The organism is Sphingobacterium paramultivorum (genome assembly GCF_014109745.1).
Lineage (GTDB): Bacteria > Bacteroidota > Bacteroidia > Sphingobacteriales > Sphingobacteriaceae > Sphingobacterium > Sphingobacterium paramultivorum.
Genome location: NZ_CP058555.1, coordinates 6,153,366 through 6,174,854, shown reverse-complemented (window position 1 = coordinate 6,174,854; position 21,489 = coordinate 6,153,366). Strand labels below are relative to the sequence as shown.

Here is a 21,489-nt window from a genome sequence, read left to right as displayed (position 1 = left end):
GACTGAATTGGCATTGACGATACTTCATCATGAATTTAAAAACCTTTTTTCTATACATTGTATTATTATTGGCTCTTGTTTCCTGTCATCAGACAAAGACGCCAAAAACAACGAAAAATGACGAACAAAAGAAAGAACAGGTAGTCCCCCCTGCATCACCACCGCTCCCATCGGATACTTCGAGCTACGATAGCCCGCGTTTTGCAGACAGAATTGAAGAACAAACGCAGCAGTTAATAAAAATGAACGACGCCGGCCTCTTCGATAAACTTCACCAGAAGTTAACGACAACACTAAGTGCAGACCAGAAGGATTATTTTCTTGGGCATCCTAACTTGGCTGTTTTAGCGATCGCGAAAGGGAATATCTTCGAAAATGGCTCTGGAGACCTTGGGTATCTGCTGTACAACAAAGATAATCATCACATCGAGATCACCTTATTCGATCATAAACGCAATACATACAACACATTGTATAAAGAGTTAAAAGTTGTCAATACCCTTCAAAATCTAGATTGTTCATCCAGCTTTGGATCGCTCGATTATCTCGTTGCTTCCGAACTGATTTATCAAGAGGATTATATTCGTTTAAACAATTCAAATTACCTGATTGACGACAATTCCTTTGATGTGACCGATATTTCGACGAACAAAAACTTTGATTTGCAGCAGGGCTGTCTGAACAAAAAATTCTCAAAAGAAGCCATGGCCAACAGTCTTTGTGTGCCGACCAGCTCCGTATATGCGAATTTTCAATGCCTAAAATACAATAAGAAAAAGCAGATTTTTGAAATTTATTTCAGTCAGGAATTTGCAGACTAAGCCGACCAAACCCTAACGATGAAAAGATATTACCTACTTGCTACCCTTGGTTTATGTAGCAAATTATATGCGCAGGAAGTGGATACTACGACTAATCGACTAGAACAAGTCGAAGTTAAAGCCTACTTCAATAAACAACCACTATTGCGACTGACATCTTCTGCGGCTGTGTTAAGCAGCCAAATGATCCAATCCCTGCAGTCGCCCTCCTTTGTTTCAGCAATGAACAGGGTGCCGGGTTTACGCATGGAAGAACGTTCCCCTGGGAGTTACCGGCTAGCACTCCGTGGGAGTATGATCCGTTCACCTTTTGGTGTTCGCAATGTCAAAATCTATCTGGACGACTTTCCATTTACTGACGCAGGCGGGAACACCTATCTTAACTTGATAGATCCATCCGCAATAGGACAAATCAATATATTAAAAGGTCCAGATGGATCGATCTATGGGGCCAATTCAGGCGGTGTACTCTCCTTTTATAGTAAGGGATTTGATCGATCTGACAAACCTGAAGTCAACCTCCAATTAACGGGGGGCTCCTACGGTCTTTTCCAGGAACAGCTCAATGCAATATTACCCCTCAGCCAGAGTCAGCAACTTGCCATCAATCAAAGTTGGACAAGAAGTGACGGTTATCGCCAGAATTCAGCCTTAAACAAAAAGAATATACAGCTTAATTACAATTGGCAATATGCAAAAACATCCGAATTAAAATTCACCGGTTTCTATTCGGATCTTGGTTACCAAACTCCGGGAGGGCTCACCGCAGCACAAATGGAGAGCGACCGCAGACAGGCCCGGCCTAAGGGCGGACCAAATCCTGGTGCTGCTGAACAAAAAGCAGCAATCTACGATAAAACATTCTTTGGTGGACTGAGCAACCAGACGCACCTCAGTTCTAAGATGACCTTATTCGCCAGTGTATTTGGTTCATCCAATCAGATCAAAAATCCCTTCATCACCAATTACGAGAAAAGAGATGAAAAGAATTTAGGAACGCGCCTGTATTTATCTTATGCCGATCTGTTGAGCCAAGATTTAAAATATGAAGTCCAACTGGGCTTGGAAGCACAAAAGGGCTGGTATGCTATTGACAATTATGACAACGCCCAAGGTGTCGCTACCGATCCTCAGGCCAAGGACAAATTGGAAAACAGTCAGCAATCATTTTTTGCACGCACCCAACTGGAGTGGCTAGAGCGCCTCCAGGTAGAGCTGTCGCTCGGATTAAATGAGAATAAAATTGGCTACCAGCAACGTTATCCTGTCGCACAAGAAAACAAAGAAAATATTGATTTCGGAAGTACCTGGATGCCACGAGCAGCACTATCCTATTTGATCACACCAATCCTTGCACTTAGAGCATCGATTTCTAAAGGTTTCTCTGCACCAACTGTTGCTGAAGTCCGCTCGTCAGACAATACAATTAATACGATGCTGAAACCAGAAACAGGTACAAACCATGAATTTGGGCTTCGTTGGCATTTGTGGAATCGCCGGATTATTTTAGATGCAGCGGCCTACACGTATCAAATGAACAATGCCATTATCCGACAGGTACGGGATAATGGTGCTGAATATTTTCAAAATGCGGGTAAAATAAACCAAAAGGGATTGGAAGCCTCGCTATTCATGTATTTGATCAGGCCTCAAACAACCGGTATGGTCCGTAGCCTACAACTGACCAGTAATTTTTCCCTCAATGACTACAGGTTCAAAACCTATCAGGTAGGCGACAAAAACTATAAGGACAATAAACTCCCTGCAGTTCCTAAAACAGTATGGGTAAATTCGTTGGATATACTTTTCCCGAATGAATTCCAACTGGATCTCCTTTCCAATTTAACTGCAGCAATACCACTGGATGACGCAAACACTGTTTATGCCAACCGGTATCATCTTTTGCAAGCCAAATTATCCTGGAGCAAATCTGTCTGTTCACCGCATAAAATCAGGCTTTTTGTTGGGGCCGACAATCTGCTCAATGAAAAATATAGTCTTGGAAACGATATAAATGCTTTTGGAGGACGGTATTTTAATCCTGCCCCATTACGTAATTATTATGGCGGAATGAGTTTTAATTTTTAACCAAGCATCATGGAATTCCATCAGTATACATTGACCGATATCGATTTCACCAAGGTGAGCCGTTATTCTTATTTTCCTTGGATGGACCTGACACTGGCCCATTTTCAGGTCAATGCGATGGAAATGGAGGTCAATCAGGCAACTTTTCAGGTACTGGAGAATTATACCGATTTTGAAGTGATGATCATACATACATTGCCCACAACAGCCGTCTTTTGCAATTGTCCACAAACAGGATTCTGCCGTCATCAAAAGGCGGCTTTAAGTAAACTATTTACACAGGAGAATTGGCTGGCATTTTTTGATCACAACCGCTATCAGCATCTCCTCAAGAAGGTTGCGGCACAATATGGACTGGAAAAGGAATCGTCTTTAGAAAACTATTTTTCAGCCCAGATCAAAGCAGGGAAGCTTGAGTTTCTATTAAAAGACAAACAGCTAACCTCCATTGATGACTTTGATCTAGTGGAGGAATCTCTTGCCCCAAAGGCCAAGACGACAGCCGAACAGCATCATCATTTTGTGGTGTTAACGCGCAACCGGTATTACAAAAATCTACAAATACTCCTGTGCCAAGCTCCAATGACGAAATCTGGCCTACCTAAAAACCCGATTTCCGCTAGTGAGAGCCAGTTTCGTATCTGGCAAAGCAGCTCGATTGAGGAAATGCAATTTTACACAGCTGTTTATCAATTTTCTCAAGCTGTGCAACAGGATATCGAAATCAGCTCCAGCCTGAAGGCGATTGCAAAAAACCCGTTACACCTCGATTTTTATCTGCATGACTATGAGAAATCCGACAATATAACAGCCTCCACCTTATCGCCGATTCAATTTAACCTAAACAAAGGTGATATTAAGCTCTTTATTACAAAAAAAGGTGCGTTTTATGCCATTCAGGGAGAAATTCATATTCATACGATAGCCTACAATTTACAGGATTTAGTTGTTCTTTTGGACCATTTCATTCTCATCAAAAATCAGCTTTTTCTGATTGAAAATAAGTTTCACCTCAAGTTGATCCGTTTGTTTGGCAACAAAGGGGAGCAATTATTGATCCATCAGCGTAAGTTCGAAGAATTCAACAGATTGTTTTTGGAACAGATAGCACATTCCGTGGAGTTGAATTTTAAAGATATTCCCAAAGCAAGCAAGCCACAGTTGAAGGAAAATCTGTATTATCAGGACATGCAGCCACTTTTGTTTCTGGAGGAATCGGAAGATTTTGTCAACCTTATTCCTGTCATGCGTTATGGTGAAGTCGAAATTCCTATTTTAAGTAAGCGGAATATATTCGGTACAGACAGCAAGGGTATACAATTTTTGGTCGATCGGAAACGTGAAGCTGAAACAAAAGTTATTTCCCTGTTACTGAAACAGCATCCCTATTTTCAGGAGCAAATGGATGAGGGAAGCTTTCAGCATTTTTATTTGCATCGCAAATACTTTCTGGACAGTAACTGGTTTCTGGATGCTTTTGACGAGTGGCAGCATCAGGGTATACAGATCATTGGATTTAATACGTTACGTGGAAATAAATTAAGCCGTTTTAAGGGAAAAATACATGTGGAGGTCCTCAGTGGACAAAATTGGTTCAATGCCAATATACAGGTCAAGTTTGGTCCCAAAAGTGTCTCCCTAAAAAAACTTGAAAAGGCAGTACGGAACCGCTCGCAATTCATCACCTTGGATGATGGCACCCAGGGGATTTTACCGCAACAGTGGCTCGATAAATTTGAGACCTATTTTAATGCTGCCGAATCGATCGCTGATGATTTCATTGAAATTCCAAAATACAAATTCAATGAGATCGATCAACTATTTGATCAGTCCGAGCTAGACCCCATTGTGTTGGCTGAGCTCAGCACATTGAGAAAGCAGCTAGCTAATTTTTCTTCGCTATCCGAGGTCCAGGTACCTCCAACTTTTGTCGGAAACTTACGTCCTTATCAGCAACAAGGACTACAATGGCTGCATTTCTTGGACGGGCTTAACTTTGGCGGCTGTCTTGCCGATGACATGGGACTTGGCAAAACGATCCAAATATTAGCCTTTCTGGCTACTCAAAAAGCAAAGGGACAATCTGCACCAACATTACTTGTACTTCCCACGACCTTAATTTTTAATTGGCGGCATGAAATCCAGCAATTCCTTCCATCTTTTCAAACGTTAGTTTTAGATGGCCCAAATAGAATAGAAAAAGGGATGCAGTTTGAACAGTATGACCTTGTTTTAATTTCTTATCACAACCTGCTGACGGATATCAATATGCTAAAAAAAATAACCTTCAATTATGTCATATTGGACGAATCGCAGCAAATCAAAAACCCGGATTCCCAGCGATACAAAACGGTAAATTTATTAAAATCAAGAAATCGCATCATCTTAACAGGAACTCCTATCGAGAATAATACGATGGATCTTTATGCCCAGCTTTCCTTTATTGTACCGGGTCTGCTAGGAAGCAAAAAATATTTCAAAGATGTCTATACGACTCCTATTGATACTTTCCATGACCGCAAGAGAAAAAAAATGCTGAAAGAGAAAATAAAGCCTTTTATTCTCCGGAGAACAAAGCAGGATGTATTACGTGATCTTCCTGCAAAAAATGAACTGGTTCTTTACTGTGAGATGAAAACTGCCCAACGGCGGATTTATGATCTTTATGAAAAAGAGTTTCGGGATTTTATCTCTGCCAAAGATGGCGATGAAATCAAGAAAAGTCCCATGCATGTACTAAAAGGTCTAACAAAATTGCGTCAGATATGTAATTCAAGTAAACTTCTCCAATACGAAGATCTGACTACCGCTGCGGACTCTGCCAAAATCGAAATGCTTATCGAGCAGATTCAGCATAAAAAAGACCAGCACAAAATGATCGTGTTTTCACAGTTTGTCAGTATGCTCAACCTGATTAAAGAAGCTTTGGATAAACAGGGTATTCGCGCGTTGATGCTCACGGGCCAATCCAAAAATCGAGGTAAATTGGTTAACGACTTTCAATCCGACAAGGATATCCCCGTTTTTCTGGTCAGTCTAAAAGCAGGTGGTACCGGACTTAATCTTACCGCAGCAGATGTTGTGTACCTGGTAGACCCCTGGTGGAATCCTGCTGTTGAACAACAGGCGATCGACAGGATCTATCGCATGGGTCAACAAAAGACGGTTACCGCTGTTCGATTAATCAGTCCTAACACAGTCGAAGATAAAATTCAGACCTTACAGCAACATAAAAAGGAGATTAGCAACAGCATTCTGGATGACGGCGGAAGTTTAGATGTCTTTTATCTGGACAAAAGCTATTTAATGAATTTGCTACGATAAACTATTGAAATGAAAAAAGGGGACATCGATCGATGTCCCCTTTTTTGATATAATTCGTTGTCAGCTGCTCTTTATTTTTTGTCAGAAATGTACGTTTTGTTACCATTTCCGTTGATATAATATTTACCACCTTTTGGACCGAGATAGACTGTATGGCCGTTATATTTTTCACTTGTTGCTTTATCAGCTGTAGCTACGGCATCTTTTTTAACAGCAGTAGCTTGTTTTTCAGCTTTAGCGCTTTCTTTTTTCACGGCTTTTTCCTTCGCTTCCACTGGTGCTGCTGGCGGTGTTTTTGTATCAGCCATCTTTTTCGTCTGCGCTGACTTTTCCTTCACTGCAGCTTCCTTCTTCGCTGTAGCTTTCACCGGCGCTGCCTTCGTTTTCGTTTCGGCCTCGTTGGCTTTAGTCTTTACTTCTTTTGCTTTTTGTTCAGACTTTTTGGCTTCTTTTTCCATTTTTTTAGGAGCCGTTTGTGCATAGGATTGTCCCAATCCGACTGCAGCGATCAAAGCTAATGCAGCTGTGATTTTTTTGAAACGATTTATTGCTTTCATAACTCAATTGTTATATAAATAATTGTAAATAAAAGTACAATACAAATGCCATATTTCGATTTAATTACCTGAAAAAAATATTTTTAACAATTTTTTAACTTAGCCAAGGAATTATTCGACAACTTGTTTTCTAAATTTCGAATCAATTATATATTTTACTCCCTTCGCATCTATAAATACAGGCTTTCCATGGTATTGCTCATTACTCCGTCGATCAATGGCAACTCGATACCGTGTGGGTGAGTTAATGGAGCTGTAGGTTATATTTCCAACCGATTCTCCAGGGCTAGCGATTACTTCCGAACCTTCATATACGCGCTCACTCACCCTGCCAGTAAAACGCTGTTTTCCTGTTGACGTTTTTATTTTCTCCTGCTGCTCGGGCTCTTTATCGATCGGCGCAACACCCAAGGTCATCACATCTACCTGTGGGCTTAAAGGGAAGAATGGATCTACCCACCGATATACAAAATGATAATCGGTTTCTAAATTATTAAAAGCATGCATTTGCTGGGCCCTTACAATACTTATCCCGCCTCCTAAAATCAGCAGTGGCAGTAGGCAACGTCTAAAGAAGATTAATTCAACTCCTAACATATCTTTTTTTCCTTTCGTTTAAGTACTCCCAAATAAAATGCCATCTCTATCTAAAGGACTCATCTTTAACACATTTTTAACTAAAGCAAATTAGTTTGATATTTAACTGTTTTATATTTAACTTTGTGCTATGAAAAACGAATCCATGAATCCAGTAAAACCCTTAGTGGATAGTATCATTGCTTTGCGAACGAGCTTAAAACAATACTATATCCAGAAAATAAAGGAACAGCAGTTGGATATCACCTATGAAATGTTGCAAGTATTGGCGGCACTGTGGAAAAAGGAGCAAATGAATCAGCAAGATATAGCCACAGCGATACAAAAGAACAAAGCAAGTGTCACTCCGCTGATCGATAATCTTTGTAAACGAGATCTGGTTAGACGCGTCAGCGATCCCAATGACAGACGAAATAACTTAATCGAATTAACGGTAAAGGGAGACGAATATAGGACATTATTAGACCCTGTCCAACAAGACCTCTACCGTGTGATCCTGCAGGAGATATCAGAAAAAAAAGTATTGGAAATTACAGAAACTCTCGAAAAATTGACCGCAATTATTGATAAGCAATAGTATCGGGAGCCTTGATTTTCAGAAAAAAATAAGATAAGTAATTGAGTCATGAGCAATTCAACATTAAGTGAGAAAGAAATAAAACGAAGGCGGAAGATATGGATCATCAACATCCTATCTGCGGTCGTCATTGTGGTTACAATTATCTGGGGTATCTTAGTCTTTTTCCACATCAACGAATCTGTTTATACAGATGATGCCCAGGTAGATGCCCATATTACCCCTATAAATTCGCGTATCAGCGGTTATATCAAAACAATTCGATTTGATGAGCATCAAAAAGTTCACAAAGGCGATACACTCGTCATTATTGATGATGCTGAGTACAGAATTTTATTACAAAATGCACAAGCCACCCTTGCCGATGCCAAAGCAAGTAAAACAATATCGCAATCTGGAATTGCCATTGCCGGCAATAGTACTGCGATAGCAAATGCCAATATCGATGAGATGAGAGCCCGGCTAGATAATATGGAATTGAATTATAGGCGCTACGAGAGTCTGGTAAAAGATGAAGCAGTAACGCAATATCAATTCGATCAGGTAAAAGCAGATTATGAGGCCATGTTAGCCAAATACAAGGCACTTTTGGCGCAAGAGCGTGTATCGAAACTTAACACGCATGAGTCTGAACAGAAGCTATCAATCAATGATGCCTCATTGCTAAAGGCCGAATCTGCGATTGATCTTGCCAAGTTAAACCTTTCGTATACGGTTATCACTGCGCCATACGATGGTGTATTGGGACGGCGGACGATAGAAGAGGGACAATTGGTGCAAAACGGTACGCCATTGGTCAATATTGTACGTGATGAGCAGAAATGGATTACGGCAAATTATACCGAAAGTCAACTAAAAAATATTGCCCTCGGGGCAAAAGTCAACATTGAAATTGATGCATTGGCAGGGAAGACATTTGAAGGTGAAGTAGCCGCCATATCCGAAGCAACAGGATCTAAGTATTCTGCTGTCCCGGTTGACAATTCTACGGGGAACTTTGTTAAGGTACAACAGCGCATTCCAGTTAGAATTAATTTTACAGCATCCAATACCCAAAAAGATCTTGCCATGCTTCGCGTAGGTATGAATGCTATCATACGTATTAAATAATCATGAAAGATCGTATATTCAGAGATTGGTTGAGTTCAGGCTGGGAATTGTTCTTTCTGTTTGTACTCAATATTTTATTTTCGTTCAATAATGGAATCCCAACATCCATTAACACGTATGTCATGAATGGATACGCCGGTACCACCGCAGATCTGAATATGGCTACATATTGTTATTATGCGGGAATGGTATGTGCCATACCACTGGTATTTAGGTTGTTGAAATTATTTTCCAAAAAGACGATATTAATCGTATCTATCTTCATTATCCTCGCTTCCAATACGGTTTTGGAACATGCCAATAATGGTGTCAACATCTGTATGTCCACATTTTTTATCGGAAGTGCCAAGATTATTGTCACTATGGCTATCATTGGGGAAATGATCCCTTTTCTCATGCCACGTGGAGAACGGTATCAATTATATGCAGTCTACTACCCCATGACAATGATCATTCCTGCCTTGGCAAGTTATGTATCTGTTCTATTTGCAACACGTTTCTATTGGGAAACTGTCTTTTTATTTCAAAATATACTACTTGCAGTAGCGTTGTTAATCTGCATTATCTTTATGAAATCGTCAGATTTTAAAAAGGTACCTCTCTATCAATATGACTGGTTTGGAAGTATTTTACTTTGTATTTCATTATTGAATTTTGCCTATTTCAGCACATATGGTCTGACACAAAATTGGTTTCATTCCAGGTTTATTTTGGTCACCGGAATCGCATCGCTCTGTTTTTTTATACTTTTTATAAATAGAAGTGTACTAATCCGAAAATCACTCTTAAATTTTGAAGCCTTCTCAACACGGATTCTGCCTATCTCCATTGGAACAATTTTTATTTTCGGCATTTTTTATAGCTCGACCTCGCTGTACTCCTCCCTTTTGGGAATTACGCTTGGTACAAACCCCTTGGAAGTCGCCGAGATAAATACCTATGTAATTCCTGGTTATATGATCGGCGCAGTAATCGCTTATATATATTTCAAAATAACAAAGAAATGCAAGTTCATTTTGGCATTCTCCGCAGCGTGTTATGCCCTATCTTGCTTTTTCTTTGCAAGAATTATCGACCAACAAACAAACACGGCTTTGTTCTATCTCCCTTTGACATTAAGAGGAATGGGCGTGATCACCTCCTACATTGGAATAGGCGTGTATATGGCCGGTAATATTCCCAGCAAATATTACCTCTCGGGGTTAGTATTTTTGATTCTTACACGTTCATTTTTGGTGCCTGTAGTCTGGTCAAACATCATTGCCAATTGGTATTACCACCTACAGATCTTTAATGCCAATGATCTTGCTGGTATAATCGATCGAACAAATAGCTTGGTGCTACAAAGAGGAAATATAATGAAATCGGTCCAAGTCCAAGCCTCGCTACTATCCTTACGCGACGCCTACTCCGGGCTATTTATTATCGGGGTAATCCTAACGTTATTCATCTTAATCTTCCCTTTTCATTCTTCGCCTATACGAAGAGTTTTCGACTGGAAGAGAAAAAATTCAACGAAAGAAGCTTTGCAAATTCCTATTTCTTAGTTAACTGATATAAATTTCGGTAATATACTTGAATACGATACGCTCAGAGATTGCGTACTTATCGAAAAGTGTACGGAGATCGTCATAGAGCGTTTTGTTTTCAGCCTGCTCTTTTGGAAAATAGGATGATGAACGTACTCTTCCCAAAAACGACCGAAGGTCCAATATCTGTTGATTTGGTAAGGTTACCTTGGTCATTGAACGTGATCCAAAAAATTGTTTGAGATCATCATCACTGATATTTTTGTGACTGACAGATTGATAACTTGGTATATGACTGAGCAGAAAATCTTCGTACTCCTGTTGAAAAGCGTCGCCGGGATCACGCTGGTTCCAGACCAGCACAATACGTCCATTTTCTGTGAGAATGCGAGCGAACTCCCTTTTACATGCTTCCCGGTCAAACCAATGAAAAGATTGCCCTGCAAAAATGAGATCTACGCATCCAGACTCAATCGATGTATTTTCGGCAGTCGCATTCAGCGCAATTAAATTCCGATAGGTTTTAAAATGATGAAGTAAAGATTCACGCATTTCCCGATTGGGTTCAACGGCAAAAACGTCATTTCCATTTTCGAGAAAAAGTTGCGTAGATAGCCCTGTGCCACTACCGACATCGGCAACCAACCACTTTTTATCAAGCCCTATTTGCTCTTTAAGCACCTGAATAATCTCTTTTGGGTAACAAGGTCTAAATTTCTCGTAATCGACAATCCTGTCTGTGAATCTATCAATACTGTTTTTGTTCATACCAAGAATTGCTGTAACTAGTCGATTATACCTTCATCTTTAAAACTATAATATCCGTTATCGGTAAAGATTAAATGATCGGCAACTCTAATATCCATAATTTTAGAGGCTTCAACAATTTTTTGCGTCAGAATTTTGTCAGCATTGCTCGGATACAAGGTGCCCGAGGGGTGGTTATGAACTAATATAATTGCATGTGCTTTAAGGCTAAGTGCAGATCGTAATATAATCCGGACATCGACTGGCGTAAAATCATTACCGCCGCGTCCGATCAGCTGTTTGTCTAATATTTTATACCCCGTATTGAGATAAAGGGTCCAAAACTCTTCATGGGGTAGATCCTGTAATATGGGTTTCATAAAGTTATAAACGAAGCGGCTGCTATTTACGAGCTTACGTTCTTCTGCGGGCAGGTCATTTTTGCGGCGGGCGAGCTCCAATGCCGCGAGAATGGCGATGGCTTTTGCTTCGCCTATCCCTTTATACATGCTCAGTTCAGATACCTCCATCATCGAAAGCGTATGCAGGTTGTTATTGACATCGGCCAATATGCGCCGGCATAATTCGACAGCACTTTCATTTTTGGAACCAGATCCGATCAAGATAGCCAGTAATTCGGCATCGGTAAGCGCCCTACGCCCCTGGCTCAACAGCTTCTCTCTCGGTCGATCGGCCTCTGCCCACTCCCGGATGACTAGTTTGTACGGATTTGACATCTACAGTTAATTATAATTGGCTAGCGTACATAAATATACAAAAATACTATTACTTAATATCCTGAGAAATACACAATCTATCAATTAAAAAAAATTGGCAATCGGGATTTACTTCACATTTCACTCTGAAACGTTATCTTTGTATTTCATAAAAATTTTTGAATATGAGTAAAGCGATTATTAAAACAGAAAAAGGCGACATGACTGTGGAGTTCTACACAGCTGATGCTCCAAATACAGTAGCCAATTTTATCAAACTTGCTAAATCAGGATATTATGATGGATTAGCATTTCACCGTGTGATACCTGATTTCGTTATCCAAGGTGGATGTCCAAATTCACGTGAAGGAGCTGCAGGAATCCCTGGAACAGGTGGCCCTGGTTATAAAATTGACTGTGAATTAACAGGCGAAAACCAATACCACGATAGAGGTGTATTGTCTATGGCTCATGCAGGCCGTAACACAGGTGGTTCTCAATTTTTCATCTGTCATAGCCGTAACAACACTGCTCACTTAGATCGTAACCATACTTGTTTTGGAAAAGTTATCGAAAACGTAGACATTGTTGACGATATCAGACAAGGTGACCGTATTTTATCAATTGAAGTTATCGAAGATTAATTCTTGGAGATTTAAATAGTATTAAAATGAATTTAAGAGCATTAGTATCCGTAACTGGTAAACCAGGATTGTTCAAATTGGTTGGACAAAATAAAGGTGGTTTTATTTTAGAAACCCTTGATCAGGCAAAAATCAAAACTGTAGTAAGTTTATCTTCTACAAAAATGGCGACTTTGGAAGATATCACAATCTATGGTGAAGAAGAAGAAATTCGTCTATTGAATATTTTTGAAACAATCAAAGAGAAAGGCATCGCTCTGCCAGATACAAAATCTGATGGCGCAACATTAAGAGATTTCTTCCGTGAAGTAGCTCCTGGCCATGATGAATCACGTGTTTATTCTTCGGATATTAAAAAGGTTATCACATGGTACAACATTATCAAGGAATTTCCTTTATTTGAAGAAGAAGCACCGGCTCCTTTAATGTAAACTTTGACATATATCCCAAATAAAAAAGGAGTTGATCATGTGATCAACTCCTTTTTTATGGTGTTTTCTAATGAAACACCACATCAAGTACATTTTTTTCGATGTTGTTTTGATCCTTGGCCCCGTCAAGCTTAGCATGTGCTTTTGCTACCTCAAATTCTTTGGGTTCAAATTGCTTTTCGACGACAGCTGTGGTTGTAAAACGCAATAGGGAATTTTCATCCGCATTGAGATAGGCATCAATTTCAAGAATTCCTTCGTTTTCATCAAACACATAAGGATGCAGCAGATTGATTCCTTTCGGAATCCGTGGGCTCTTCCAAACGACAAATTTAGGGAGTGTCTTATCCATAGCATCAATTTTATTGTAAATGGCCTGCTGACAGGTAATTCCGGCAATTACTTTTGTTTTTCCGGTCTTATCGATCATATACTCTTTGGGATTTATTCGTATCTGCACCTTCGCCAATCCATTAAGTTTCCCTTCTGGATAGTTCAGTCCTACATTGATAGCAGCGTTGTCGCTATTTGCTAAAAAAAACTCGCCTGAACCTTTGCTATAATTCACATAATTTTCCAAGCGGTACGTCAGGCCCTCAGCATCAGATTTCGCTTGTTGTTGATCGAATTTAATTTCCATCTTACGTAAAGGAGCAAGCATCAGCTCCATACGCTGCAGAGGATTTTCAAGATCAAAGCTATCTTTCTTCATTTGTTCCGCCTGGGGTAGTGTGGATATTGCTTTCCACAATGCAGCAGGTGAACTATCTTTGGTCAGATTCATCAACCTGATTAGTTCAGCAAAAGGCATATTGGGAAAAGTAACTTTTTGTACGATTACCGCAGCATTGATCCGTTTAGAAGAGCGGATATCCGTTGTTGTATTTGATTCTTCATGTAGCTTAACCTCTTTAGGTGTAGAGGATTGACAATTGTGAAAAAGAAGTACTATGCCTAATAATGGGAAAACTAAGGCGTACTTTTTTAGATATTTTTTCATATCTATAGCTGTTTAAATGTAGTTTAGACAAATTTACCTTATTTGATGCAGATATCACAAAAAAAGCCCCAGAATTTGTATCCGGAGCTCCTTTTATCTTGCGCTAGCACATAGGCTAGTCGCTTTAATTAATGACCTTTTGGTTCGGCATCGACACGTTTAATATCTGCTCCTAATTTACGCAAGCGTTCTTCGATATCTTGATAGCCACGTTCAATCTGTTCGATATTGTGTATCACAGATTTTCCTTTGGCAGATAGCGCTGCAATCAATAGAGACACCCCGGCACGAATATCTGGCGAAGTCATCTCAATACCTCTCAGGTGGTGTGATTTATTCAGTCCAATAACGGTTGCACGGTGTGGGTCGCACAAGATAATCTGAGCTCCCATATCAATCAATTTGTCCACGAAGAACAAACGGCTCTCGAACATTTTTTGATGAATCAATACATTTCCTTTTGCCTGAGTCGCCACAACAAGCACTATACTTAATAAATCGGGCGTAAAACCTGGCCAAGGTGCATCTGAAATCGTCAGAATAGATCCATCAATAAATGTATCGATTTCATACGATTCTTGTGCCGGAATAAAAATATCATCACCACGTAATTCAAACTTGATGCCTAAGCGTGAAAATACAGATGGAATAACGCCAAGTTCCTCAAAACAGACGTCTTTAATGGTGATTTCTGAACCTGTCATTGCGGCAAGTCCGATGAAAGAACCTATTTCAATCATATCAGGCAACATGCGGTGTGAAGTTCCTCCCAGACGCTCTACTCCTTCGATGGTCAACAAATTAGATCCAATACCGGATATTTTAGCACCCATGCGATTCAACATTTTACAGAGTTGTTGTAAATACGGCTCACAAGCAGCGTTGTATATCGTTGTTGTCCCTTTTGCCAATACAGCAGCCATCACGATATTCGCAGTACCCGTTACAGAAGCTTCGTCCAAAAGGATATAACTTCCTTTTAACTCCGTTGCATCAACGTTAAAAAAATGGGTAGTCGCATCGTACACAAACTTAGCACCCAATTTTTCAAAGCCCAAAAAGTGTGTATCCAATCGTCTACGTCCGATTTTATCCCCCCCCGGTTTCGGAATAGCGGCTTTTCCGAATCGAGCCAACAAAGGGCCGACAATCATAATAGAGCCACGCAATCCACCGCCTTTTTCTTTAAATTCGGGTGATTGGAAATAGTCTATATTTATATCTTTAGCTTCAAAAACGTATGTGTCCTTATCTATGCGATTAATTTTAACACCTAAAGCAGCCAATAAATCGATCAACTTATTGACATCCTTAATATCTGGGATATTACTGATGGTCATAGGTTCTTCTGTCAGTAAAACTGCAGAAAGGATCTGTAAGGCCTCATTTTTTGCTCCTTGAGGAATAATCTCTCCCTTTAACGGTTTTCCACCGATTATTTCAAATGCGTTCATTTATATATAAGTGATATCTTCTTAGTATCATATCCCTGTTTTTGTATTTGCATTGGGATATTTAGCCTTCCCCCTAACATACAAAGATGGAAGGCCAAAGAACCATGCTACCTATTAAAGCAGTGCGGTTCTTAAAAAAAGAAGGCAATTGTAAAGAAATCTGTTAATCACTTCGCAATTGCCTGCTTCTTTAAACAAAATCTTTAAGAACTAGCCTCGTTTATTATTATAATTACCCTGAGGCTTTCTGTTTCTATTATTGTTGTTGTCCCTTCCGTAACTATTATTATTATTATTGTTGTCCCTTCCGTAGCTGTTATTGTTGCTTCCGTAGTTATTGCGCTTCGTATTATTGTTATTGTTACTTGTCATACGAGGCTTGCCTCCACCTTTCGACTGGTGACCCGAATTATTATTGCTATTGTTATTATTTCCGCCTGAATTACTATTAGCCGGACCTTTAACGCGATTTCCCGGAGGCGGGGTTTTAAAGTCAAGTTTGGTCAATACGGTACCTTCTGGCAAGGTCAATTGATAACCTGATAACTCTTTTAGATCTTGGATGATCAACTCGTCCGAAACAGAATCCTTATTCCAGGTCAGGTAAGCCATTTTCATAAAATTCGCGATACCGATAACCATCTGCTCTCTTTTGGCTTCGTCATTAGCCAATAAAGCCCTTTCAATCATTTTCTCTACGGTAAAACCATAGTGCTTGAATCTAATGGAATGCTGCGGATAGCCCAAATGCTCAACTTCGTGTTTCACACTTTTCGCTGTAGCAATTGGATAAGGCGAGTCAATATCCAATTTAAAATCAGAAATAATCTGTAAGTGATCCCACAGTTTATGTTTAAAATCAGACACGTCTCTCAAATGTGGGTTCAATACCCCCATCATATCGATTACAATCTGCGCATGTTTATTTCTTTCTTCCTTTGTGGGTAAAGTACAGATGTAATCTACCATATTTTGCACATTGCGACCATATTCTGCAAGGATCAATTTTGGTCTAGTGCTGTTGTAGTCAAAGTTCATATAGCTAATATAAGTACCTAATTAAACGATCAAGATGCCGTTTTGGTATTTTATTATTGAATTATTCTAAGTTTTGCAAATTTAAGCAACAATTGTTTCTGTCCCAACTCTTTAAAGAAAATAGTTGCTTTTATATCTCCTTTGTTTCCTTCGAGATTAACAACTTTCCCAAATCCAAAGCGTTCATGCTCAACTTCCATGCCGACTTGAAGATTTGATGTATCTGAAGGAGCAAAACCCGCAGTAGGTTTGTGGGCTTTCGGCAGTATTGATGTCGTTTTAACCATAGGCTTAGGCTTAGGTTTAGAAAACGTATCATCACTGTCTTTTTGTTGCCATGCAATTCGTTCGCCTTGAAAACTTCCGGCTGAGGCAGAAGTTTGTCGTGGTTTAAAATCCAATGCAAGACATGCCGGATTCAATTCATCCAAGAAGCGACTGGGTTCGCAGTTATTCAGCGTTCCCCAACGATATCGCGAAGTAGCATACGAAAGTAGTAATTTTTTTTCAGCTCTCGTAACAGCGACATAAAAAAGTCTTCGTTCCTCTTCCAATTCCGACCTGGAATTCAACGACAACTGGGAAGGAAATAGGTTTTCTTCTAAGCCTACAATGAAAACGATCGGAAACTCCAATCCTTTGGAAGAGTGGATGGTCATCAATGATACAGTATCAGCATTTGGATCTTTATCATTATCGTCGTTCGTCAACAGGGCGATATCCTGCATATAGACATCAAGTCCACGCTCTTCGATATCTTCCCGTTCCGAAAATTCCTTGATCCCATTGAGGAGTTCCTGGATATTTTCGTAACGTGCCAATCCCTCCACAGATTTGTCTTCATACAATTCTTTCAGAATACCACAGTGCTGCGCGATATGCATTGCTGTATCAAATGCGTTATTGTTTTTGGCAAGAGCCTGAAAACTCTGTATCATCTGTGCAAAACCACCGACAGAAGTTGCACTACGTCCGTCTAGAAACTGGGCTGCATTTGCAACAACATCCCATATACGATATTGATTCTGATCTGCAGCGATCATGATCTTCTCTATCGTCGTATCCCCTATCCCTCTACGTGGATAATTGATAACACGCTTTAGTGCTTCCTCATCATTTGGGTTGAAGGTGAGTCTGAAATACGCGATCAGATCTTTAATTTCTTTGCGCTGATAGAAAGAAGTACCACCGTATATTTTATAGGGGATATTAATTTTGCGTAAGGCCTCCTCCATTGCCCTGGATTGGGCGTTGGTACGATACAGAATAGCAAAATCTTTATAATTAAGCCCTTTTAACGATTTCTCTTCAATGATCTGGTCGGCAACGATCTTACCTTCTTCATTGTCAGAGAAAGCACGTGAAACCTTGATCTTTTCGCCCTCTTCATTATCCGAGAAAACATTTTTTTCCAATTGATTCTGATTATTCGCAATCACCGAATTGGCTGCATTCACGATCATTTTAGTCGATCGATAATTCTGCTCCAGTTTAAAGATCTTCACATCAGGATAATCCTTTTGGAAATTCAGGATGTTCTGAATATTTGCACCACGAAATGCATAGATCGATTGTGCATCATCCCCTACCACGCAGATATTTTCGTTGACTGCTGCCAGGCGTTTGACAATAAGGTATTGAGAGAAGTTGGTATCCTGGTACTCATCGACCATCAGATAACGAAATTGATGCTGGTATTTATGCAGTACCTCTGGATGCTTATTTAACAAGACATTTGTTTTAAACAAGAGGTCATCAAAATCCATTGCCCCAGCACGGTAACAGCGTTGTGCATAGGTCATATAAATCTGTCCCAATTGACCACGACCATTGGAAATATCTTCGGCCAATATGGCTTCATTCTTATTATATTCCTGCGGTGAAATCAGGTTGTTTTTTGCCTGTGAGATACGTCCGTACACATGATTGACATTATACAGCTTATCATCGAGATTCATTTCCTTTAAAATTGCTCGCAGCAAACTTTTGGTATCGTCCGTATCGTAGATGGTAAAGTTCCTGGGATAACCGATCAATTCAGCTTCTACACGGAGTATTTTTGCAAATACCGAGTGGAATGTGCCCATCCAAATATTTTTCGCTTCGCTCCCAACAACAGAAACGATACGTGCGCGCATCTCTTTGGCGGCCTTGTTGGTAAATGTTAATACCAAGATATTGAATGGATCAACACCTTTTCGAATCAAGTGTGCTACACGATAGGTAATTACCCGTGTTTTTCCTGAACCAGCTCCCGCAACAATCATCACAGGACCTTCTGTTTGCTCTACGGCTCCTCGTTGTGAAGGGTTTAAACCCGCTAAATAATCCAAATTAACTCCTTAAATTTTAAAACCTGAGAATAGGGTATAAAAGTACAAATTTCCTATTGATCACTGGGGCTATCTTGCTAATATTTTTACACAAAAAAAACCGATAATCAAGATTATCGGTTTTTATATCATCCAAGCAACATCTAGCCTCTGCTGTTATAATTTGGTGATTCCTTTGTAATGGAAATATTATGTGGATGGGACTCTCTCAACCCTGCTCCTGTAATACGGACAAACTGTGCTTCCTGTAATTTTTCAATTGTTGCAGCACCACAGTATCCCATAGAAGCGCGTAATCCGCCAATATATTGATAAACGACCTCAGCCAATGTACCTTTGTAAGGAACACGACCAACAATACCTTCAGGAACCAATTTTTTGATATCATCTTCTACGTCTTGGAAATAACGATCTTTAGATCCTTTTTCCATGGCTTCGATTGAGCCCATACCGCGGTAAGATTTAAACTTACGTCCTTCATAGATAATTGTTTCGCCTGGAGCTTCTTCCACACCAGCGAATAAAGATCCAGCCATAATTGTGCTTGCTCCGGCTGCAATTGCTTTTGCAATATCACCTGTTTGTTTGATACCACCATCTGCAATCAATGGCACGCCAGTTCCTTTAAGTGCTTTGGCAACTTCATATACAGCATAAAGCTGAGGAACACCGACACCAGCAATAATACGGGTTGTACAAATTGAGCCAGGTCCGATACCTACTTTTACGGCATCTGCACCTGCTTCAGCCAAAGCTGTTGCTGCTGCACCTGTCGCAATATTTCCAACGATTACCTGTAGCTCAGGGAACTGCGATTTCACCAATTTCAACTTATCGATTACACCTTTAGAATGCCCGTGTGCCGTATCGATTGTGACCACATCCACACCTGCTTTCACCAAAGCCTCAACGCGGTCAAGGGTATCTGGAGTAACGCCTACTGCCGCACCAACCAATAAACGGCCATGACTATCTTTGGCAGCATTGGGGTAATGCTTATATTTTTGGATATCTTTAAAGGTAATCAAGCCTTTCAAAATACCTTCTTCATTGACTACTGGAAGTTTTTCGATTTTTTCGTTCTGAAGAATTTCTTCCGCTTTCACCAAATCCGTTCCTTCGGGAGCAACGACAAGATTTTCCTTAGTCATCAACTCGTTGATTGGACGGCTCATATCTTTTTGGAAACGAAGATCACGATTCGTTACAATACCGACCAATTGACCTTGTTCGTTCACAACAGGAATCCCACCGATTTTGTGTTCCTTCATAATATTGAAGGCATCACCCACAGTTGCTGTTGCCAATAACGTTACTGGATCCTGAATCATACCGCTCTCCGAACGTTTTACTTTGCGTACTTCAGCAGCTTGTTCTGCAATCGTCATGTTCTTATGTAACATACCAATACCGCCAGCTTGTGCAATCGCAATCGCCAAATCAGCACCGGTTACCGTATCCATTGCTGCAGAAACCAATGGAATATTTAATTTGATTTTTTTTGTTAGCGAAGTGCTCGTATCAACGTCACGGGGTAAAATTTCAGAATAAGCTGGAATTAATAAGACGTCGTCGTAAGTGAGACCTTCTGCTACGAATTTTTGTGGATCTAATTGCATGGCAAATATGTATTGGGTTTTCTATTTGCCAGGCAAATTTAAGAAAAATAAGCAATAATAAAAAATAAAAGATACAAATTACAATCGGAAGACAAATTAGAACCGTTATGAATTAAGCATTCACTTAGGGTACGTCCCAGCCTTTATCATTTTTTGGCAGGCTATTTGCTTTTGGTAACACGAAAAGTTATTTTAATTAATGAAAATATAAAGATAAGATAATTATGAAAAAGACATTACTCTCATTAGCTGCCGTCGCAGCATTAGCATTTGGCGCACAGGAAGCGAAAGCTCAATCTCCTCAACGTGCAGCAATTGGTGTTGTGTTTGATGGCACTAAACACGCTGATCTTTGGGGTGTTCAATATAAACAATCAATCGGAGGAGCTAACAACGGTCAAGCACAAGTGATGTTTGACGACCATGTTGTAGCAATAGGGGCTGACTGGCAACATGCTAGACCTTTCCGTGGAGCAGCTGGATTAGGATGGTATGCAGGTATTGGTGCACAGGCTACTTTCTTTGATATTGGAGATAATTATACAGCGATAAGCTTAAGACCACAATTAGGCTTGGAATTTAAAATTCCTTCAGCACCAATTGGATTTCATGCTGACTGGAAACCAGATTGGCAATTAAACCATGGAAGTGATTTCCATGCGTCAACATTCTCATTTGGTATTAAATACACATTGAGATAATATAAAACAACTAAACAGTATAAAAGGTCCTTCTCTATTTTGAGCAGGACCTTTTTTTATAAATAAAATCAATAAATATTTCTTTTTTTCTTCAATTCTCCTATTTTTATGCCATTGACCTGATTGGCGTAAATAAAACTTTTCATTCTACAAAAATTTTATACCTTTGCCATTCTTGGTAAAATGTGATTAAACGAGAACTA

Annotated in this window: 18 protein-coding genes; 9 read left to right on the top strand and 9 right to left on the bottom strand. The window is 39.8% G+C overall.

Going from position 1 to position 21,489, the window contains the following annotated elements; all coding sequences use genetic code 11:
- Window positions 1-29: 29 nt before the first annotated feature.
- The 3 genes from HS960_RS25635 to HS960_RS25625 are packed head-to-tail and all read left to right on the top strand — an operon-like array spanning window position 30 to window position 6,233.
- Complete coding sequence (locus HS960_RS25635) at window positions 30-821, top strand: hypothetical protein (protein ID WP_153847694.1); 792 nt, start codon at window positions 30-32, stop codon at window positions 819-821.
- 18 nt (window positions 822-839) lie between these two features.
- Window positions 840-2,909, top strand: coding sequence for a TonB-dependent receptor (locus tag HS960_RS25630; protein ID WP_153847695.1), 2,070 nt, complete (start codon window positions 840-842; stop codon window positions 2,907-2,909).
- A 9-nt stretch (window positions 2,910-2,918) separates the two neighbouring features.
- A complete protein-coding gene (locus HS960_RS25625) occupies window positions 2,919-6,233 on the top strand; it encodes a DEAD/DEAH box helicase (RefSeq protein WP_182330808.1) in 3,315 nt (1,104 codons plus the stop codon).
- Window positions 6,234-6,304: 71 nt separating this feature from the next.
- On the opposite strand, the gene HS960_RS25620 is transcribed toward HS960_RS25625, so the two are convergent.
- Together HS960_RS25620 and HS960_RS25615 are read right to left on the bottom strand one after the other, a co-directional pair.
- A complete protein-coding gene (locus tag HS960_RS25620) occupies window positions 6,305-6,790 on the bottom strand; it encodes a hypothetical protein (RefSeq protein ID WP_153847697.1) in 486 nt (161 codons plus the stop codon).
- 111 nt (window positions 6,791-6,901) lie between these two features.
- Window positions 6,902-7,387, bottom strand: a complete 486-nt coding sequence (locus HS960_RS25615; protein WP_182330807.1) for a hypothetical protein — start codon at window positions 7,385-7,387, stop codon at window positions 6,902-6,904.
- A gap of 130 nt (window positions 7,388-7,517) precedes the next feature.
- Here HS960_RS25615 and HS960_RS25610 point away from each other — a divergent pair, with 130 nt between their 5' ends.
- The 3 genes from HS960_RS25610 to HS960_RS25600 are packed head-to-tail and all read left to right on the top strand — an operon-like array spanning window position 7,518 to window position 10,621.
- Window positions 7,518-7,964, top strand: a complete 447-nt coding sequence (locus HS960_RS25610) for a MarR family winged helix-turn-helix transcriptional regulator (protein ID WP_088162755.1) — start codon at window positions 7,518-7,520, stop codon at window positions 7,962-7,964.
- 48 nt (window positions 7,965-8,012) lie between these two features.
- Entirely contained in the window at window positions 8,013-9,074 is a 1,062-nt protein-coding gene (locus HS960_RS25605; RefSeq protein ID WP_153847700.1) for an HlyD family secretion protein, read from the top strand.
- 2 nt (window positions 9,075-9,076) lie between these two features.
- Complete coding sequence (locus tag HS960_RS25600; RefSeq protein WP_153847701.1) at window positions 9,077-10,621, top strand: MFS transporter; 1,545 nt, start codon at window positions 9,077-9,079, stop codon at window positions 10,619-10,621.
- Here HS960_RS25600 and HS960_RS25595 read toward each other — a convergent pair whose 3' ends face one another.
- A complete protein-coding gene (locus HS960_RS25595) occupies window positions 10,622-11,371 on the bottom strand; it encodes a class I SAM-dependent methyltransferase (RefSeq protein ID WP_153847702.1) in 750 nt (249 codons plus the stop codon).
- 17 nt (window positions 11,372-11,388) lie between these two features.
- Window positions 11,389-12,087, bottom strand: a complete 699-nt coding sequence (gene radC / locus HS960_RS25590; protein WP_153847703.1) for a RadC family protein — start codon at window positions 12,085-12,087, stop codon at window positions 11,389-11,391.
- Window positions 12,088-12,251: 164 nt separating this feature from the next.
- On the opposite strand from radC, the gene HS960_RS25585 reads away from it, so the two are divergent.
- Together HS960_RS25585 and HS960_RS25580 are read left to right on the top strand one after the other, a co-directional pair.
- On the top strand, window positions 12,252-12,710 hold the full coding sequence (locus HS960_RS25585) for a peptidylprolyl isomerase (protein ID WP_046671802.1): 459 nt from the start codon (window positions 12,252-12,254) through the stop codon (window positions 12,708-12,710).
- A gap of 26 nt (window positions 12,711-12,736) precedes the next feature.
- Window positions 12,737-13,141 carry a DUF5606 family protein gene (locus HS960_RS25580; RefSeq protein ID WP_075993972.1) on the top strand — a complete coding sequence of 135 codons (405 nt, stop codon included), beginning with the start codon at window positions 12,737-12,739 and terminating at the stop codon, window positions 13,139-13,141.
- 67 nt (window positions 13,142-13,208) lie between these two features.
- On the opposite strand, the gene HS960_RS25575 is transcribed toward HS960_RS25580, so the two are convergent.
- From HS960_RS25575 to guaB, 5 genes are all read right to left on the bottom strand, one after another.
- Entirely contained in the window at window positions 13,209-14,141 is a 933-nt protein-coding gene (locus tag HS960_RS25575) for a hypothetical protein (RefSeq protein ID WP_159731321.1), read from the bottom strand.
- A gap of 128 nt (window positions 14,142-14,269) precedes the next feature.
- Window positions 14,270-15,595 carry a UDP-N-acetylglucosamine 1-carboxyvinyltransferase gene (gene murA, locus HS960_RS25570; RefSeq protein ID WP_153847705.1) on the bottom strand — a complete coding sequence of 442 codons (1,326 nt, stop codon included), beginning with the start codon at window positions 15,593-15,595 and terminating at the stop codon, window positions 14,270-14,272.
- A 210-nt stretch (window positions 15,596-15,805) separates the two neighbouring features.
- Window positions 15,806-16,633, bottom strand: a complete 828-nt coding sequence (locus HS960_RS25565; protein WP_182330806.1) for a DUF4290 domain-containing protein — start codon at window positions 16,631-16,633, stop codon at window positions 15,806-15,808.
- Between the two features lie 53 nt (window positions 16,634-16,686).
- Entirely contained in the window at window positions 16,687-18,966 is a 2,280-nt protein-coding gene (locus HS960_RS25560) for an ATP-dependent helicase (RefSeq protein ID WP_070565989.1), read from the bottom strand.
- 143 nt (window positions 18,967-19,109) lie between these two features.
- Entirely contained in the window at window positions 19,110-20,585 is a 1,476-nt protein-coding gene (gene guaB, locus HS960_RS25555) for an IMP dehydrogenase (RefSeq protein ID WP_153847707.1), read from the bottom strand.
- 224 nt (window positions 20,586-20,809) lie between these two features.
- On the opposite strand from guaB, the gene HS960_RS25550 reads away from it, so the two are divergent.
- Window positions 20,810-21,286, top strand: a complete 477-nt coding sequence (locus HS960_RS25550; RefSeq protein WP_120333382.1) for a hypothetical protein — start codon at window positions 20,810-20,812, stop codon at window positions 21,284-21,286.
- The last annotated feature ends 203 nt before the right edge of the window (window positions 21,287-21,489 follow it).

Excerpts from the sequence above, each read along its gene's own strand:
- HS960_RS25635 (WP_153847694.1), top strand. The coding sequence starts at position 30 with ATGAATTTAAAAACCTTTTTTCTATACATTGTATTATTATTGGCTCTT.
- HS960_RS25630 (WP_153847695.1), top strand. The coding sequence starts at position 840 with ATGAAAAGATATTACCTACTTGCTACCCTTGGTTTATGTAGCAAATTA.
- HS960_RS25625 (WP_182330808.1), top strand. The coding sequence starts at position 2,919 with ATGGAATTCCATCAGTATACATTGACCGATATCGATTTCACCAAGGTG.
- HS960_RS25620 (WP_153847697.1), bottom strand. The coding sequence starts at position 6,790 with ATGAAAGCAATAAATCGTTTCAAAAAAATCACAGCTGCATTAGCTTTG.
- HS960_RS25615 (WP_182330807.1), bottom strand. The coding sequence starts at position 7,387 with ATGTTAGGAGTTGAATTAATCTTCTTTAGACGTTGCCTACTGCCACTG.
- HS960_RS25610 (WP_088162755.1), top strand. The coding sequence starts at position 7,518 with ATGAAAAACGAATCCATGAATCCAGTAAAACCCTTAGTGGATAGTATC.
- HS960_RS25605 (WP_153847700.1), top strand. The coding sequence starts at position 8,013 with ATGAGCAATTCAACATTAAGTGAGAAAGAAATAAAACGAAGGCGGAAG.
- HS960_RS25600 (WP_153847701.1), top strand. The coding sequence starts at position 9,077 with ATGAAAGATCGTATATTCAGAGATTGGTTGAGTTCAGGCTGGGAATTG.
- HS960_RS25595 (WP_153847702.1), bottom strand. The coding sequence starts at position 11,371 with ATGAACAAAAACAGTATTGATAGATTCACAGACAGGATTGTCGATTAC.
- radC (WP_153847703.1), bottom strand. The coding sequence starts at position 12,087 with ATGTCAAATCCGTACAAACTAGTCATCCGGGAGTGGGCAGAGGCCGAT.
- HS960_RS25585 (WP_046671802.1), top strand. The coding sequence starts at position 12,252 with ATGAGTAAAGCGATTATTAAAACAGAAAAAGGCGACATGACTGTGGAG.
- HS960_RS25580 (WP_075993972.1), top strand. The coding sequence starts at position 12,737 with ATGAATTTAAGAGCATTAGTATCCGTAACTGGTAAACCAGGATTGTTC.
- HS960_RS25575 (WP_159731321.1), bottom strand. The coding sequence starts at position 14,141 with ATGAAAAAATATCTAAAAAAGTACGCCTTAGTTTTCCCATTATTAGGC.
- murA (WP_153847705.1), bottom strand. The coding sequence starts at position 15,595 with ATGAACGCATTTGAAATAATCGGTGGAAAACCGTTAAAGGGAGAGATT.
- HS960_RS25565 (WP_182330806.1), bottom strand. The coding sequence starts at position 16,633 with ATGAACTTTGACTACAACAGCACTAGACCAAAATTGATCCTTGCAGAA.
- guaB (WP_153847707.1), bottom strand. The coding sequence starts at position 20,585 with ATGCAATTAGATCCACAAAAATTCGTAGCAGAAGGTCTCACTTACGAC.
- HS960_RS25550 (WP_120333382.1), top strand. The coding sequence starts at position 20,810 with ATGAAAAAGACATTACTCTCATTAGCTGCCGTCGCAGCATTAGCATTT.